Annotated in this window: 15 protein-coding genes; 11 read left to right on the top strand and 4 right to left on the bottom strand. The window is 39.5% G+C overall.

Going from position 1 to position 18,178, the window contains the following annotated elements:
• Window positions 1-172: 172 nt before the first annotated feature.
• Entirely contained in the window at window positions 173-688 is a 516-nt protein-coding gene (locus H5092_RS07640) for a DUF2937 family protein (protein ID WP_182716161.1), read from the top strand.
• Here the strand turns inward: H5092_RS07640 and H5092_RS07645 are convergent.
• On the bottom strand, window positions 668-1,555 hold the full coding sequence (locus H5092_RS07645; RefSeq protein WP_002961497.1) for a LysR family transcriptional regulator: 888 nt from the start codon (window positions 1,553-1,555) through the stop codon (window positions 668-670). The genes H5092_RS07640 and H5092_RS07645 overlap by 21 nt on opposite strands.
• Window positions 1,556-1,677: 122 nt before the next feature.
• Between H5092_RS07645 and H5092_RS07650 the strand changes: the two genes are divergently transcribed.
• From H5092_RS07650 to H5092_RS07685, 8 genes are all read left to right on the top strand, one after another.
• A complete protein-coding gene (locus H5092_RS07650; RefSeq protein ID WP_039490073.1) occupies window positions 1,678-2,328 on the top strand; it encodes a peroxiredoxin-like family protein in 651 nt (216 codons plus the stop codon).
• Window positions 2,328-3,095 carry a haloacid dehalogenase type II gene (locus tag H5092_RS07655; protein WP_182725170.1) on the top strand — a complete coding sequence of 256 codons (768 nt, stop codon included), beginning with the start codon at window positions 2,328-2,330 and terminating at the stop codon, window positions 3,093-3,095. Before H5092_RS07650 ends, H5092_RS07655 begins: the two co-directional genes overlap by 1 nt.
• A 220-nt stretch (window positions 3,096-3,315) precedes the next feature.
• Window positions 3,316-3,924 (top strand): PilZ domain-containing protein, encoded by a 609-nt coding sequence (locus H5092_RS07660; RefSeq protein ID WP_002961502.1) that lies wholly within the window; start codon window positions 3,316-3,318, stop codon window positions 3,922-3,924.
• 57 nt (window positions 3,925-3,981) lie between these two features.
• Window positions 3,982-5,037 carry an agmatine/peptidylarginine deiminase gene (locus H5092_RS07665; protein WP_182695104.1) on the top strand — a complete coding sequence of 352 codons (1,056 nt, stop codon included), beginning with the start codon at window positions 3,982-3,984 and terminating at the stop codon, window positions 5,035-5,037.
• Window positions 5,034-5,927 carry a carbon-nitrogen hydrolase gene (locus H5092_RS07670; protein WP_024597239.1) on the top strand — a complete coding sequence of 298 codons (894 nt, stop codon included), beginning with the start codon at window positions 5,034-5,036 and terminating at the stop codon, window positions 5,925-5,927. Before H5092_RS07665 ends, H5092_RS07670 begins: the two co-directional genes overlap by 4 nt.
• 59 nt (window positions 5,928-5,986) lie before the next feature.
• Window positions 5,987-9,460 carry a transcription-repair coupling factor gene (gene mfd / locus H5092_RS07675; RefSeq protein WP_182733249.1) on the top strand — a complete coding sequence of 1,158 codons (3,474 nt, stop codon included), beginning with the start codon at window positions 5,987-5,989 and terminating at the stop codon, window positions 9,458-9,460.
• Window positions 9,460-10,296 (top strand): peptidoglycan binding protein CsiV, encoded by an 837-nt coding sequence (locus H5092_RS07680; protein WP_182733250.1) that lies wholly within the window; start codon window positions 9,460-9,462, stop codon window positions 10,294-10,296. The genes mfd and H5092_RS07680 overlap by 1 nt, the downstream gene beginning before the upstream one ends.
• A 19-nt stretch (window positions 10,297-10,315) precedes the next feature.
• The gene (locus H5092_RS07685) at window positions 10,316-10,570 is read left to right on the top strand and encodes a lipoprotein (protein WP_024597375.1); all 255 of its coding nucleotides are present in this window, start codon (window positions 10,316-10,318) and stop codon (window positions 10,568-10,570) included.
• A 54-nt stretch (window positions 10,571-10,624) separates the two neighbouring features.
• Here H5092_RS07685 and H5092_RS07690 read toward each other — a convergent pair whose 3' ends face one another.
• The 3 genes from H5092_RS07690 to H5092_RS07700 form a co-directional block, all read right to left on the bottom strand.
• Complete coding sequence (locus H5092_RS07690) at window positions 10,625-11,977, bottom strand: hypothetical protein (protein WP_182725174.1); 1,353 nt, start codon at window positions 11,975-11,977, stop codon at window positions 10,625-10,627.
• Between the two features lie 104 nt (window positions 11,978-12,081).
• A complete protein-coding gene (locus H5092_RS07695) occupies window positions 12,082-14,664 on the bottom strand; it encodes a TonB-dependent receptor (protein WP_182671753.1) in 2,583 nt (860 codons plus the stop codon).
• A 622-nt stretch (window positions 14,665-15,286) separates the two neighbouring features.
• The gene (locus H5092_RS07700) at window positions 15,287-15,712 is read right to left on the bottom strand and encodes a hypothetical protein (protein ID WP_039490088.1); all 426 of its coding nucleotides are present in this window, start codon (window positions 15,710-15,712) and stop codon (window positions 15,287-15,289) included.
• Window positions 15,713-16,052: 340 nt separating this feature from the next.
• Here H5092_RS07700 and ccoN point away from each other — a divergent pair, with 340 nt between their 5' ends.
• Window positions 16,053-17,486: a cytochrome-c oxidase, cbb3-type subunit I gene (gene ccoN / locus H5092_RS07705; protein ID WP_002961515.1), complete on the top strand. Its 1,434-nt coding sequence runs from the start codon at window positions 16,053-16,055 to the stop codon at window positions 17,484-17,486.
• Between the two features lie 12 nt (window positions 17,487-17,498).
• On the top strand, window positions 17,499-18,173 hold the full coding sequence (gene ccoO / locus H5092_RS07710) for a cytochrome-c oxidase, cbb3-type subunit II (RefSeq protein ID WP_024597379.1): 675 nt from the start codon (window positions 17,499-17,501) through the stop codon (window positions 18,171-18,173).
• Window positions 18,174-18,178: the final 5 nt, after the last annotated feature.

The following is an 18,178-nucleotide window of genomic DNA, read 5'->3' on the forward strand; positions in this document are numbered from 1 at the left end:
TCGGTTTTGACTTAGCCCGCTAGGTTACAAACCTCGCGCCGCGATTAAATCGTACCTAGATTGAACAAATTTCAATCCACAAAGGTCAACACGCCCCAATAGATTACGAGTTTTTGACATAAAAACAAGCTCAAATGTTAATTCTGGGTTATTTAAATGCATAGGAAGATAAATGAGTAAACTTTTAGATTATATACGACTTAGTTTCTTTGCATTCGGTTTACTACTTGGAGTGCAAATACCTGCATTTGTAAGCGATTTTGGCCAAGCATTATCAGCCCAGTTAATTGAAGCTAACAATGCCGTTGCGCCTTTTAAAAGCGATGCAGCTAAGTATTTCAATAATGATTTAAATAAGCTAATAAAACACTATCAAAATATTGATGATGAAATTGTGAACAAAGGGGCAAGTAATATCAATACTCTTTACGAGCGACAGCAAGATTTACAGATAGCCGTAAATAGGTTTGAGAAATCTCCGTATATATTTACTATGATCAGTGGCATGAGCGATATAAAGCAACAAGTTTGGCAACGCTTTGAAGGTCAAATCATTTTGAAAAAAGACTCTATTATAGCCGCCATTGTTGCAGCCATAATTGTTGCCTTTCTTGCAGAGCTTACTGGTTATTTGTTTTTAACTGGAGTAAAACGCTCATTTAAACGCTTATTCGCAGCTCAAAAATAGTGATTTCATAAAATCATAAAATACATCGGTTTTGCGGGTTGTTAAACTATTTTGCGGACGTAAAAACCAAACCGGTGCATCATCTTGTGCCATTACCCCTGGCATAACTTCAACCAAAATACCGTTTTTAAGATCTTCATTAATCGCTATTTTTGATTTAATAGCAATACCATGACCTGCAATGGCAGCTTGTGTCATATTATCGGAGTTTGAAATAGTAAAACGAGTTTTAGCATTAAAGGTATGTATTTTTTTGTGTTCGTCAAAAAGCTTTAACTGGCGTTGCCACGGCAGGCAAACCCAATAATGCTCACTCAATTGCGTTAAATTTTCAGGCATGCCGTACTTTTCTATATAGCTAGGGGCTGCACACAGTATGCGACTATTGTTTACGATTTTACGAGAAAGTAATCCTGAGTCATTTAATTTTCCCACCCTAATTGCAACATCTTGCGCGTCATCAACCACATTTACAAAATGATCCGTTATTAAAAAATCAAGCTTTAGTTCAGGGTAAGCTTGCTCAAACTCATTGAGTTTAGGCATTACGTATTTTGAAAAAACCCAAGGCGGCATGGTCACGCGTAGTAAACCACTCACCGATGAGCTACGCGCGCCAATACTATGCTCAGCATCGTGAAGAGCTTCTATTATAGCCCCCACACGCGTATAAAATATTTCACCTGCGGGAGATAACCGTACTCGCCTGCTATCTCTAAAAACAAGTACTGTAGCAAGCTCACGCTCTAGTTTACTTAAGCGATGGCTCACCGTTGCAGGCGATAAACGCTGCTCGCGGGCAGCAGCAAGTACGCCCTTATTTTCAACTACAGCTATAAATGTTTCTAGGTCGCTTAAATTATACATAAAGATGCCATTGTGCACTTTTCAATGTTTAATATTTTCGAATGAAGCTTTCAGTATTGCAATGTTTATTTAAATATATAAAACACTATAATTGCAAATAGTCTAATTATTGAGGTTCAATCATGAGTTTAAAAGCGCAAATAGATGCCTATAACGTACAAAAGGATGCCAAATTGCCGGCTGACGTTTTGGCACTAATGAACACTACAAACGAAGAGCTAATTGCACAGCATATTAAAGACAATGCATTGCAAATTGGTCAAAAAGTAGAAAACTTTAGCTTAGCCAACCATAATGGCGAAAACATTGAGCTTGCAGATTTACTAAAAAAAGGGCCGGTAATTATTAGTTTTTACCGTGGTGGCTGGTGCCCATATTGTAATTTAGAGCTAAAAGCACTTAACGACTACTTACCACAATTTAAAACTCAAAGTGCTCAGTTAGTCGCAATATCACCACAACTACCTGATGAAACTCTCTCAACTGCACAAAAAAACGACCTTGAATTTGACGTGCTTTGCGATGTGAGCAATAAAGTAGCTGAGCAATTTGGTTTATTGTTTACACTTGATGAGCGTATTCAAGCGTTATACACACAATTTGGTATTGATTTTGAACACTACTACGGCGATAAAAGCTTTAAATTACCGCTACCGGCCACCTATGTGATAAACCAAGAAGGTGTAATTACATACGCATTTTTAAGCGAAGATTACACCCTACGCGCAGAACCTATTGATGTTATGACAGCACTTGAATCGGAGAATAATTAATGTCTATTTTAAAATCGTTAAAAACACTTACTCTTTCACTACTTGTGGGCACAAGCCTTGTATCTGGTTATGCAGTCGCTGATGAACCAAATGAACAAGCAAAACCTAAAGTGCTTATTTTTGATGTAAACGAAACCCTACTTGATTTAACGTCAATGCGTACCTCTATTGGTAAAGCGCTAGGCGGACGTGAAGATTTATTACCACTGTGGTTTTCAACCATGCTGCATCATTCTTTAGTAGATACAGTAAGCGGTAGTTATCACGACTTTGGGCAAATCGGTGTGGCGTCACTTCTTATGGTTGCTCAAAACAACAACATTGATATTACAAGTGAACAAGCTAAAACAGCTATTGTTACGCCTCTTTTAACGCTTCCTCCACACAGCGATGTTAAAGAAGGACTGGCAAAACTCAAAGCACAGGGCTATAAGTTAGTAAGCCTTACAAACTCTTCAAACAAAGGTGTAAAGGCACAGTTTGAAAGCGCTGGTTTAATGTCTTACTTTGATGCGCGTTACAGCATTGAAGATATTAAAATTTACAAACCAGACTTACGTGCGTATGAGTGGGTACTTAAAAAGCTAAACGTAGCACCAAATGAAGCAATGATGGTTGCAGCCCATGGTTGGGATGTTGCTGGTGCAAAAGAAGCTGGCTTACAAACCACTTTTATAGCACGCCCAGGTAAAGCACTTTACCCATTAGCTAAAAAACCAGATCACGTTGTGAAAGATTTACATGAATTAGCCGCTCTACTTAAATAAGTACACGCTGATGAATCAATACCCAAGCGGCCAATGTTAGGATGACATTGGCCGCTTTTTTATAACTAACCCTAAATATGTCTTAGTGTATTTATTTTCATAATCAGTATGCTAAAAATCGAATGTAAACAAAGCATTTAGACCGCTATGCGTTATTTTATCTGCTAGCAATTTAGTACTCACAACGCTACTATTAAATAAATACGTGGTGGAGAACATAATGAATAGTGAAAGATTAGGTGAGTTTGAACAGTACTTTCAAATTAATGAAAGTATAAGAGTAAATTTATTCCCCGTATCAAACGGACAAGTTCCTAAATCGCAGCTTGAGCTTGAAGACGACATTCCCCCACTATTTAGATTAGCAAATGAAGTAAGTGAGCTTGAGCAAAGCTCGTTACGCCCACTGCGTAACTTAGGCGATATAGCACAAGAGCTAGCTACATTTTTACAAGCGCAGTCACGTAAAATAGATTTAATAATGAGCCATATTTTGGCCTCAGAACAAGCCCAAGATAACGCAATACAATGTGATAGCTACGGCGGTGGCGGTATTCGTTTTACATCACCCGAAGTACACTCAATTGGCCAAGCATTTAGAACCAAACTGTTTTTGCACCACGAGGCCTCTGCGGTTTATTGTTACACCGAAGTTGTGGCAGTAGAAAAACAAGATAGCGAACACTACCAATACACTATGCTCTTTACCGCAATTAGAACCACTGACCAAGAACTTATTGTTAGAGCGAGTTTACATGCTCAAACCCGCCAACTTAAAAAACGTCAAGAACTTGATCAAAACCAAGGCGACCTAAACAGTGATAATTAGCTGACATCTTTATGTAAAATGCTAAACTAGCGCCATCTTAATTAGTATATAAAATTCATGAACTTTAGACTTTTACCAGAATGGGCCGAGCAAGACGCTGTTATGCTTACATGGCCTCACAAAGACACCGATTGGGCCGACAACTTAGCGCGTGTAGAACCTGTATATATTGAACTTGCTAAACACATAACAACGCAGCAACAGCTTGTTATTGTGGCGCATAACAGTGCCTTAAAAGTGCATATTACAGCATTACTAAATAGTGCTAACGTCTCTCTTAATCGTGTTCATTTTGTAGTAACGCCTACTAACGATACCTGGGCGCGCGATCATGGTCCGCTTACTTGCGCCGCTATTGATTCAACAGAACAATTAAAAGTATATGATTTTACTTTTAATGGTTGGGGCAATAAGTTTGAAAGCACATTAGACAATCAAATTAATCGTACTTTGGTAAAAGAGCTAAGTAGCACAAACAACCAATATCAAGCGCTCGATATGGTACTTGAAGGTGGCGGTATTGAAATAAACGAGCACGGTGTGTTGCTAACAACCAGTGAGTGTTTGCTTAATAAAAACCGTAACCCTGATTTAAACCCAAATGATATTGAAGCACTTTTGAAAGAGCACTTAGGCGCGACGAGTTTTTTATGGGTTGAACATGGCTATTTAGCGGGCGATGATACCGACAGCCACATTGATACTTTAGTGCGTTTTGCACCAAATAATACCCTTGTATATGTGCAGTGTGACGATAAAACTGATGAGCATTTTAGCGCACTTGATGCGATGGAAAAACAACTAAAAACCTTTAAAACTGCCGATAACACCCCATATAACTTAATTGAGTTACCGTGGCCAAAAGCCGCTTATGACGATGAGCAAACACGCTTACCGGCTACCTACGCTAACTACTTAATTATTAATAATGCTGTGCTTGTGCCAACGTATAATGATGCCAATGATGAACGTGCTCTTGCACAAGTTCAAAAAGCATACCCACAACACACTATTATTGGCGTAAATTGCCAACCAATTATTGAACAATTTGGCAGCCTGCACTGTATTACAATGCAATTACCTCGTGGATTTTTAGCTGGAGCAGCACAATGACAAGCCCTGCAAAATTAACCGTTGCGTTAGTGCAACAAAGCAATACCGATAACGCAAAGGACAATATGGCAAAATCAATAAGTGCCATTCGTGAAGCCGCTCAAAAAGGTGCAAAACTGGTTGTACTCCAAGAGCTACACCGAAGCCTCTATTTTTGCCAAACCGAAAATGTTGACGTATTTGATTTAGCCGAAACCATTCCAGGCCCTAGCAGTAATGCCTTAGGTGAGCTTGCTAAAGAGCTAAGCATTGTTATTGTCGCGTCTTTATTTGAAAAACGCGCTACGGGCCTTTATCACAATACTGCAGTTGTATTAGAGCAAGACGGCAGTATTGCAGGTAAATACCGCAAAATGCATATTCCTGATGATCCAGGTTTTTACGAAAAATTTTACTTTACCCCAGGTGATATCGGTTTTGAGCCTATTCAAACCTCGGTGGGTAAATTAGGCGTGCTAGTATGTTGGGATCAATGGTTTCCTGAAGCTGCACGTTTGATGGCAATGGCTGGCGCTGAGGTATTAATTTACCCAACCGCTATCGGTTGGGATCCTAACGACGACATTGCTGAGCAAACTCGTCAAAAAGATGCGTGGGTTATTAGCCAGCGTGCCCATGCTGTTGCCAATGGCGTGCCGGTAATTAGCTGTAACCGCGTTGGCCATGAAAGTGACCCTAGTGCGCAAAGCGATGGTATTTCGTTTTGGGGCAATTCGTTTATTGCAGGCCCACAAGGTGAACTATTAGCAGAGGCTAATAATACTGATGAGCAAATTTTAGTAGTAGAAATTGATCAAAAACGCTCAGAAAACGTAAGACGTATTTGGCCTTTCTTACGTGATAGACGAATTGATCACTATAAAGACCTAACAAAAATATACCGAGACTAAGTAACCTTAACTCAAGATGGCTCTTACTTGCTAAGAGCCAACTATAAATGGAGTAATAAATGGCGTTTGAGCAATGGGCAGCCTTGCCTTGGGTAAAATCTCATAAAGATAAAATTCAATGGGGCCAGCTAAGCGGAAGTGGTTTAAGTATTGCTATTGCTGAAGGCGTTAAACAACAAGATAACTTAGTCTTAATTGTTACGCCTGATACACCAAGTGCACTGCGCCTTGAAACAGAATTAGAATATTTATTACCCGATAACCCAGTCATGGTATTTCCTGATTGGGAAACTCTGCCATACGATCATTTTTCTCCCCATCAAGATATTATTTCAGCCCGTTTGGCCACTTTAAACACCTTAAAAAAAGAACAACAAAGTGTGTTAATTGTGCCTGTATCTACTTTAATGTTGCGCACAGCCCCGGCCTCATTTATTTACGGTTCAACAATAAACTTTAAAGTAGGCGACAAACTAGACACTCATAACTTTCGTGACAATTTAGAGCAAGCCGGTTATTTAAATGTTCAACAAGTAATGGAGCACGGCGAATACGCTATACGCGGCTCTATCGTTGACTTATACCCAATGGGTAGCCCGCACCCATTTAGACTCGACTTTTTTGATAACGAACTCGATACCATTCGCTTATTTGATGTAGAAACACAGCGCTCTGATGAAAAAGTAGATAAAATTGAGCTACTTCCAGCGCATGAATTTCCTACTAACGACGCTGATATTGAACGCTTTAGAATAAGCTACCGTGAAAAATTTGGCGCAAGCTCGCAGCAAGATTCAGTATACATGCAAGTAAGCAAAGGTAACTGGCCTGCAGGTATTGAATACTACATGCCGTTGTTTTTTGAAAAGCTCGCGACTATTTTTGACTACCTGCCAGATACAACAACCGTTATGCAGCTGGGTGATTTAGAGCACGCGGCAGATAACTTTTGGCACGATGTAAATGTACGCTATGAAAACCGCAGAGTTGACCCACTTCGTCCATTACTAGAACCCAATGCGCTTTATCAGCCAATTGAAGAGCTGTTTTCTAATTTAGGCAATTTTGCACGTATTAGATTATCCCTTGCAAAGCTTGGCACTAAAGCAGGTAATAAAAACTTAAGCGTTAGCGAGCTGCCAGCCATTCGAATTGATCATAAACAGCATGAACCTTATGGCGCGTTTATAAATTATGTAGCAGAGCAAAAAAAGAAAAAAGGCCGCATATTACTCAGTGTTGAATCGGACGGTCGTCGCGAATCATTGCTGAGCATTTTAAAACCAAGCGGTTTAAAATTTAAAGAATTTGAAACACTCGAACAATTTATAAAAAGTGCAAGTGACGTAGGCTTAATAGTAAGCCCGCTCGAGCAAAGTGTAGTACTTGGCACTAAACCAAGCCTTTCTATTATTACCGAGCAAGAACTGCTTGGCATAAAAGTATCTCAGCGCAGACGCCGCAAGCACAAGTACGAAGCCAGCCAAGATGCGCTAATTCGTAATTTAGCCGAGCTTAAAGAAGGTCAACCTGTTGTGCATCTTGATCACGGTGTTGGCCGTTATCAGGGGTTGCAAACAATTGATGCTGCAGGTGTAGTTACTGAGTTTGTTACGATTACTTACGCAAGTGAAGCTAAATTGTACGTGCCAGTATCTGCATTGCATATGCTGAGTCGTTACTCTGGCGGTGAAGAAGCCAGCGCCCCACTGCATAAGCTTGGCTCAGATGCATGGGAAAAAGCAAAAAAACGTGCTGCTGAAAAAGTTCGCGATGTAGCCGCAGAATTACTCGACATTTATGCTCAGCGCCAAGCAAAACCTGGTAATAGATTTACTCTAGATGCCCCCGCATATCGACAATTTAGCGATAGCTTTCCGTTTGAAGAAACTGACGATCAGCGCAACGCCATAGAAGCCGTATTAGGTGATATGCAATCAAAACAAGCGATGGATCGTTTAGTGTGTGGTGACGTAGGCTTTGGTAAAACAGAAGTGGCCATGCGCGCTGCTTTTGTAGCAGTTAACGATGATAAGCAGGTAGCCATTTTAGTGCCCACCACCTTGCTCGCTCAACAACACTATGAAAACTTTAAAGACCGTTTTGCTGATTTTCCTATTGAAGTAGGTGTGCTTTCGCGCTTTAACTCCACTAAAGAGCAAAAAGACACACTTGAAAAAATGGCCAATGGTAAGCTCGATATAGTTATTGGCACGCATAAACTTATTCAACAAGACATTAAATTTAACGATTTAGGCTTGTTAATTGTTGATGAAGAGCATCGCTTTGGTGTTCGCCAAAAAGAGAAAATTAAAGCACTGCGCGCCGATGTAGACATACTCACACTGACTGCAACGCCAATACCTCGTACACTCAACATGGCCATGAGCGGCATGCGCGATTTATCGATAATCGCAACGCCACCGGCTAAACGTTTAGCGGTAAAAACCTTTGTACGCCAACGCGATGTAGAACTAATACGCGAAGCGGTACTGCGAGAAATTAAACGCGGTGGCCAAGTTTACTTTTTACATAACAACGTAGAAACTATCGAGCGTGTTGCACAAGAAATTAGTGAATGGGTACCTGAAGCCAGTGTGACTACAGCCCATGGCCAAATGCGCGAGCAAGAGCTTGAGCAAATAATGACTGACTTTTACCATCAAAAATACAACGTGCTGGTATGTACCACGATTATCGAAACCGGTATTGATGTGCCTACGGCTAATACCATTATCATGGACAGAGCAGATAAACTCGGCCTTGCCCAGTTACACCAATTACGTGGACGAGTTGGTCGAAGCCACCATCAAGCGTATGCCTACCTACTAACAGGTGACCCTAAAGCCCTTTCTAAAGATGCGAGTAAACGCTTACAAGCAATTGAATCATTAGAGGATTTAGGTGCAGGTTTTGCCCTCGCTACACACGATTTAGAAATTCGTGGTGCGGGTGAGCTACTTGGCGATGATCAATCAGGCCAAATGCAAACCATTGGCTTTAGTTTGTATATGGAAATGCTCGAACAAGCCGTAAATGCGCTGCGCGAAGGTAAAGAGCCAACGCTTGAAAACCTACTTCAAAAACAAACCGAAGTAGATTTAAAGCTGGCTGCATTATTACCTGATGACTACATACACGATGTTAATGCACGCTTGGGTATGTATAAGCGAATTGCAAGTTGTGCTAACCTTGATGATATGGATGAGCTACAGGTGGAACTAATAGACCGCTTTGGTTTACTACCTGATGCTGCTAAAAACCTATTTAGCCTACAATTATTAAAAATGAAAGCTAGTAGTTTAGGTATAACTAAAATTGAGGCAAACCCAAAAGGTGGTTACTTTGAGTTTAGCCAAGATACCAAGGTTAACCCTAGCTTCATCATTGGCTTGATACAAAGTGCACCTAAGGTGTACAAAATGGATGGCGCAAATAAACTGCGCTTTGCAATTAGTGAGGCAAATGCCCGCGAACGCTTAAAAATGGTCACTGCAATGATTGCAGATTTCGAAAAAAAGGTTAGCCATTAATGTTGCTAAAAAAATCGCTTATTGTTTTATGCTGCTTATTTAGCAGCACTGCATTTGCAGAACGCTGGTTTGAGGTTGAGGTGCTTGTATTTAAACAGCGCCCTGCCCCGTATTTACAAGAAGACTTTAGCCTTAAGCACAAAGCTATTGAAGATAAAAATACGCTAGACTTACTGACCCCTCTTTACACTGAACAAGCAATGCAGGCCTGCATAGATGGCGATGAGCGTTTTCAAAAACGCACTTTTACTGATTCATTAGTTAATTCAAACCCGCAATCAGGTGTATGTGACAACAGTATTGACTACCTACAAAGCTACGATGAGCTACCTGTAACGCCTTTAGCACCCGCTAAAGATGATATGCAGCAAACCTATTTATTAGCGCCGCAACAGCTGCAATTTAAAGCGCAATACAGGCAACTGGACCGCAAAGGCTTAACACCTATTCTACATACTGGCTGGCGCTTTGAAGGTGCAAGCAAGTCACGCGCCCCAAGCATGCATTTAATAGCGGGTAAGCATCTTAAAAGTGAACCCAATGTAACACCTAGCTATTCAAACCCTGATTTTGTAAGTTTATTAAATTCACAACCGGCACTATTTAACGACCCAGATCAACCAAAAGCAGAGTGGGAACTAGACGGTTTATTTAAAATACATTTACGACATTATTTATACATAACAGCTAATTTTGATATTAGCCAAAAGCTAGAAAACGGCGATATAGAGTCAGCCCGTTTTTCTCAGTTTAGACGTGTAATTAGTGGTGAAGTACATTACTTTGACCATCCACGAATGGGCATGATTGTCCAGATCAGAAAATTCAAACATTAATATTAAGTAGGATATAATAATGAAAAAACTCCTTATCATCGCAGCTACATTAAGCCTTGCGGCTTGTTCTAAGGTAAGTCTTGAAAACTATGAAAAAATTAAAGTAGGCATGGATAAGACTGAAGTTGAAACTATTTTAGGCAGTGCTGATAACTGTGTTGAAAAGACACTACATACTAACTGTGTATGGGGCGATGAAGCAAAAAATATCGAGATCACACTAGTATCAGACAAAGTAACTTTATATAGCAAACATGGCTTAGCTAATAAATAAAGTGACCAAATATTAGGGGCTTATTGTATCAGCCCCTTTTAAAATTAATTAAACTCATTTTTTGGAGTAGATAAGCTCAATATTAACGATTTTACTGCGATTTAACGTTATTTTATAGCGTTGATAAAGTGTTTTATCTTCCTCAGTTAGCACAAGTACCATGTTTAATTGATAACGCCTTTCTACAGCCTGCTTAGAAATTTTATTACTGTCTAAATGATATAGCTTCCCTTCACCACGTTTTAAATAACGTGCAAATGGTGCAAGATTAAATTGTAGCGTGTGCTGTAGTGTATCGTAGCCGGGCAAAAATTCTTTCGCACTAACACGTGTCTCACTTGCAAAGTGTAACCACTGCGCAGCTTGTTTATTTTGTTGACGACGTTTTGAAAAAATAGATTTCACTTCTTTAGGTATTTTTTTAAAGCGCATGTATTCAAGCCAAATTAACTGACTCGCTACTTTGTCTTTGGTAATACTATTTTTAAAACTAAATCGCCACTTAGGTCGCCCTTGTACAATGGCTCGCCAAATCATACGTGTAATATCTTCTTTAAATATTTCACGCAGCCCGTAAATAACTCCTAAAATTAAAATAAGCGTCGCGGTGACTTCAGTAAACGTTGAGCGAGCATTAAGTATAACAACCATCACAAATGCCATGATAACAGCTGTTACAGTGCCTTTAACTAATCGTTTAAGGTAGCTGTTAAGAAACCGCGTTTGACGCTGTAATATTACGCCGTGCTCAATTAAGCGTTGTAACAAGCGCATTTTATTTGTTATTCGATTTGCGTCTTGCATGGTGGTTTCAGAGTTGTAGCTTTTCTCTGCTCGATACGTATTTTCGCTTTTACAAAACTGCAGTAAATCGTTACGCTCTTTTGCATAATCGCTACTACGTGGGCCTTCATCTAAAAGCTTTAAAAAAGATTGCTCAACATGCCAACTTAAATAGTTATCAGCATTGGTAAAAAATGGCAGTAGTTTTTCGTCATCTGGTGTGTAGCGACGCAGCTTTTTTAAAAGCCCTTCGCTTTGCTCATATACCTCTTTAGCACGTTTATAAAAATCTTCTGCTTCATCAATTTTTAACGCGTCTTTTATATCGGCATCAAGGGCTAAACGTACTTGGTAACAAAATAAATTAAGGTTTTGCCGGTAATCTTGTTGCTCACCTTTGTTTTTACTAACAAAACGGCTTCGCACTAAAGGCAAGTGTATATTGTTAGCGTTATACGCTAGGTGTGATTTAAAGTGGTTATTAAAGTAAGATTCTTCGGTAAGTGTTTGCGGATTGATCCCCATTTCATTAGGGATAGAAAAATACAGATCTATGCGCTGTTCAGAACGAGGAGTTAGTTCTGGTTCAATGACAAAAGATAAGTTTTCATCTTGTTTTAACAATTAGTTCTCCTTCTAAAATATCGTTTTAGTGTACTTGCCTCCTTTATTTTGTTCAATAAAAAAGGCTCAGTAAATACTGAGCCTTAATAAGATTAATGTGCTGGTTAAAATTTAACGTTTACACCAGCAAATACACGACGGCCAAGTACATCATATGTGTACGGGTCAGTATTAGAATCGTTGTTACCTGAGTAGTATGGTGGTTGCTTATCGAATAAGTTATTTACACCTGCAGTTAACGAAACCATGTCACTGATAAAGTAAGAACCGCTCACATCATGGTAAACAACAGATGGTGTTGTTGGTGCATAACATGTAGATTCTTTACCTAAACAGCTGTAGCTATCCATTCCTGCAATGTAACGTGCTTTGTAGTTAGCAGACCAAGCATCACCTTTAACATCTAGCTCAAAGTTTGCTTTTACGTCAGCATAACCACCTATACCAGAAGTAATTAAACCAGCGTAATCAATGCTTGATTCAATAACATCAACAGTGTACTCGTCAAGGTAAGTAACATCTAATGACGTATTCCAAGCAAGGCCAGCTAAATCAAATTTGTAATTTAAGTTTAGGTCATAACCTTTTGTTTGCTCATAACCTACGTTTTGTAGTTGGTTATTAAACGCGATACGACCTGTGCTTTGGTTAAAATCGATATTTGCTGAACTACAAAGTGCTGTTGATTGATTCGCTAAAGAGCCATCTGTTGCAAGACATGAATCAACAATGTATTGGTTGTTTACTGTAGCAATAGCGTTTTCGATTTCAATGTCGTAGTAATCTAACGTCATTGAGAAACCTTCAAACCATTCTGGTTCGTAAACTACACCAACGGTAACTGTATCAGCTAATTCAGGTGTTAACTGGTCATTACCACCAACGGTTACTTCAGCCTGATCTTGTGCACCGGTGAAGCTAACTTGCTCATAAGATGGAGAGTCACCTGAGTATAGCTCAGCAACTGTAGGAGCACGGAAAGCTGTAGAACGAACACCACGAAGCATTAATTCGTCGTTTACACGCCAAGTTAAACCAAGTTTCCACGTTTCATCAGAACCAAATGTGCTGTAATCAAAAGCACGGATCGCAGCGCTTAATTCTACATTTTGTGCAAGATAAGCATCTGCAACTAAAGGAATAGCCAGCTCAAGGTATGCTTCGTTTACATCAAAACGACCGCTTGTTGCATCAACGCGTGGATCATTTGCAAGACCTTGTGAAGTGATCGAATCTGGTGTGTACCACGCTTTTTCTTCACGGCGTTCAAGACCTGCAGCAAAACCTACAAAGCCCGCAGGTACTTCCATTAACTCACCAGAAAGCGCAGCTGTAATCATAAATAATTGACTGCCGCCTGAGTTTTGCTCAGTGTAAACATAATCACTAAAGCTACTGCTTGACCATGAAGCTTGTGAAAGTGGGTTAAAGTTACCAGCTTCAATTTCGCTTTGAATTGAACCCATATTGTGAAGGTTGCTTAAGCGATCTACTGAGTCATTACGACCAAAAATTACTGATGTATCCCACTCTAAACCGTTATCTAAATAACCTGCAGCACCGATAACAGAACGAACTGTATCAACTACTTGAGATGAATCACGTGTACCAGTGTCAACCATACGACGGCCGTAAGAAACTTCATCACCGTAATTAATATTTTGGTCGATTAAAGAATCACCCATCCACTCAGCGTAGTCAAAGTCGAACCATACTGGTTGAGGTGCTAGTTGCTGCTCTGACCAACGTTTTGAGTATGTAAACTCAGAGTATAAACGCGTGTCATCAGTTAAATCAAAACTACCAATACCTGTAAGGTTTAAACGACGCATTGGCGTGTATAAGTAGCTAGATTGCGAATAGTTGTAAGCATCACTAGTACCAAAGTCGTGCCAACCATTATCAGCTTGACCTTGTAAAGATTCATCACCTGACCAAACATGACCATTAGGAGTATAAGAAGAACCAGAACAGTACGGAGCACTGCCATCGCCATCTTCAGTTAATGGACAATCAGAAAAGCTACGATCAGCCTGAGAAGCATCGCCACGGTCTGTGTACTGCAAACCGATTACAACGTTACCACGACCGAAGTTACCACCCATTGTAATATCAAAAGACGTTTCATCTGCATCACCTTCAGTAGTGATTGCTGATTTAACATTAAGGTCTAAGCCTTCAAAGTTATCTTTTAAGATAATATTTACAACACCCGCAACAGCATCAGTACCATAAACAGCAGATGCGCCATCTTTAAGCACTTCGATATGCTTGATCATAGATACTGGGATAGTATTTAAATCAACTGTAGAAGCTGCGCCTGTACCTGAGTTGATCATACGGCGGCCGTTTACAAGTACTAAAGTACGTTGTGAACCTAAACCACGTAAATCAATTGATGCATTACCACCAGAACCATTATTGATACCTGGGTTTGTCATTGCGCCGCCTGTAGCGGTCATTTTTTGTAGTACAGAATCTACTGATACTGCGCCTGAAGCAGCAATATCGTCAGCACCGATAATAGTAACTGGGCTAGCGGTTTCCATATCTGCGCGCTTAATGCGAGAACCCGTTACTTGAATTTTTTCGATTGCTTGTGCTGAGTCTTCAGCAGCAAGAACTTGCACACTTGAGAACATTGGAAATGCTGCGATTACAGCTAAACCAAGAGTTGATTTTTTCATGAAAGAACCCTACTTGTTGGAAATTTACCTTTATTGGTAATGCTCACTTTTTATTAGAATAGTGAGTCAGGTGGGCAACTTAGGCGCTTTTAACTGAACGAAAACTTAATGACAGCTCAATTTATATCAAGAAATAAAATGGAATAACCATAGTAGGTACATAGGTTACATTATGTTTCAGTGTTAATTAATAAATACACTTTAAAAACAATACCTTGAAAAGGAAAGGAAACATTAGAAACACACCTGAAACCAAAGTGATTCACTTTGTAATCAAATGTAATTAACTGAGCTACGTACCAAAAACAGACAAATTAACAACTTAATCACAGCACATTATTAAAACCGCAAAACTAAATGTTAATTAATAACCATATTTATGCATACTTGATGCTTAAATAGTCTTATTTAGCCTCTTTGGAAGGTTTTTTGATTAGATTTTTTTATTCAGTCGTAATTAAAGTTGAACTTTTTGAGAGCACTTATTCACTATTGAAGTTTTGTCAGTATTAAAACCTAAAAAGGCAATTTTATTGATCTTGTCACTCAAATAATCGTATGTATATGAAAACGAACTCACATCAAAAATGTAAGCTGTATACAAGAGTTTGTAGTCGCAACTTTAATACGTTACGTAAAAAGAGTAATTGAGTGTTTGTATTACAGAGGTGGCATTATCTTTAACGGTTAGTTCTAAATTCCAAAGCATATTTTGCTCTGAACAAATACCAACCATAGTATTACTTTGCCAAAGATCATTATGTTTTTTAAATTTTTGGGGAATGTAACCCATGTACATAGTGATGCCTTTAAGCTTGGCATCTTCAATTGTAACGTTTGCAGGTAAGTCACTAAAGATAGTAAATGGGGTTTCGGGGGAAAGGGTTTTCTCGCTTAACCATACTTTAACATCATTTGAAAAAGTACAAGGCAAATTGGCTTCGCACTGGGCATTTTTAAGAAATTTTTCATCTGTATTTTTAGAAAAATCACACGCTGTTAATAAAAAAAACACCACAGTGAATAAACTTAACCTATATATAAGCATAACAATTTCGCACTAAAGAAAAGCAAATACTAATAATCGTGACTGTAAATAACAAGTGCGAGTGTTACTATTAGGCCAAATTAGGCACAAACTGTATCAAAAAATAAACAACAAGCTCACAAAGTTTGATTGATGTCATAATTTTATGTAATTGACCTATCTTTTTTAGGCCAAAAAATTTATCATTTCACCCGCAAAAAATAAGGGTTTCTCAAGTTTTTTTTCTGAAGTTTTCATGTATTGAAAGTTTTAGGTAACACGCTTGAGAAAAATAGTAGGCCCCACTTTTAATAGTGGGTAATTCATTTCTAAACGCATTTATTGCAGCGGAAGCCAGAAAATGAGCCAAACAGTAGCATCACAAACTGAGTATAACTATAAGGTTGTACGCCAATTCGCTATTATGACAGTGATTTGGGGCATCGTTGGCATGAGTATTGGGGTTCTGATTGCTGCCCAATTAGCTTGGCCAGCACTTAACTTTGATACACCATGGTTAACTTACTCTCGACTACGTCCGTTACACACGAACGCAGTAATTTTCGCATTTGGTACTAGTGCACTGTTTGCGACGTCTTATTACGTCGTACAACGTACTTGCCAAACGCGTCTTTTCTCAGACAAACTCGCCGCCTTTTCATTTTGGGGCTGGCAGCTAGTTATTGTATTAGCAGTAATTACATTACCACTTGGTATTACTAGCTCAAAAGAATACGCAGAACTTGAATGGCCAATCGATATTTTAATCGCTGTGGTTTGGATTGTTTACGCTATTGTATTCTTTGGTACTTTAATCAAGCGTAAAGTGTCGCACATTTATGTTGCTAACTGGTTCTATGCTGGCTTTATTATTACTGTTGCAGTACTTCACATTGTAAACAGCATGGCAGTGCCTGTGTCGTTAACTAAATCATACTCAATCTACGCAGGTGCGGTAGATGCTATGGTTCAGTGGTGGTACGGTCATAACGCTGTAGGTTTCCTATTAACTGCTGGTTTCTTGGGTATGATGTATTACTTTGTACCAAAACAAGCAGGTCGCCCAGTTTACTCATACCGTTTATCGGTAGTTCACTTTTGGGCATTAATTTCATTATACATCTGGGCAGGTCCTCACCACCTTCACTACACTGCGCTTCCTGATTGGACGCAAAGTTTAGGTATGGTTATGTCTATTATCCTATTCGTACCGTCTTGGGGTGGTATGATTAACGGTATTATGACCCTATCAGGCGCATGGCATAAACTGCGTACTGATCCAGTACTACGCTTCTTAGTTGTTTCATTGTCTTTCTACGGTATGTCTACGTTCGAAGGCCCTATGATGGCAATTAAATCTGTAAATGCGTTATCTCACTACACAGATTGGACAATCGGCCACGTACACTCAGGTGCACTAGGTTGGGTTGCTATGATTTCAATTGGTGCTATTTACCACTTAATTCCTGCGTTATTTGCGCAAGGTCGTATGTATAGCGTCAAATTAGTTAATACCCACTTCTGGTTACACACTGTAGGCGTTGTTTTATACATTGTTGCAATGTGGATCTCTGGTGTAATGCAAGGTCTTATGTGGCGTGCGGTAAATGCCGACGGTACATTAATGTACAGCTTTGTGCAGTCTTTAGAAGCGTCGCATCCTTTCTACATTATGCGTTTTGTAGGCGGTGTATTCATCGTAACAGGCATGTTAGTTATGGCTTATAACGTTTTCCGTACAATTTCAGCTGAGAAAGAATCTCTGAAGTTAGACGCGCAAGCACAATTAGCATAACGGAGTGAGATGATGAGCAATAAAAATTCACAAAACAAACATGAAATAGTAGAAAAGAACGTTGGCCTTATGGCTATTCTGACTGTTTTTGCTATCAGCTTTGGTGCATTAGTTGAAATTACTCCGCTAATGTTCCAAGACGACACAACTAAACCAGTAGAAGGCCTACGCCCTCTTAATGCTTTAGAAATGGAAGGCCGTGACATATATGTACGTGAAGGTTGTTATAACTGTCACTCACAAATGATCCGCCCTTTTCGTGATGAAGTTGAGCGTTACGGTCACTACTCTGTAGCAGGCGAATCAGTATGGGATCACCCTTTCCAATGGGGTTCTAAACGTACTGGTCCTGACCTTGCTCGCGTTGGTAAACGTTACTCGGACGATTGGCATTATGCTCACTTAGTTGACCCACGTGCTGTGGTTCCTGAGTCGAATATGCCGGGTTTTCCTTGGTTAGCAGAGGATAAGGTAGATACAAGCCTGACTCTGAAAAAACTACAAATTTTCCGTGATACTTTTGCTATTAACCCAGAAAACCCTAAACACCCGGGCCTAGGTTATGGCAGCGACGAAGAACTTAAAGCTGATGTTGAAAAAGTTAACGCTATGAATAACGGCGAAGGCGCAACAGAAATCCAAGCTCTAATCGCGTATTTACAGCAACTTGGTACCCACTTGAAGTAAATTAT

Origin of the sequence: Pseudoalteromonas sp. SR41-7, assembly GCF_014163935.1 — a bacterium.
Lineage (GTDB): Bacteria > Pseudomonadota > Gammaproteobacteria > Enterobacterales > Alteromonadaceae > Pseudoalteromonas > Pseudoalteromonas distincta.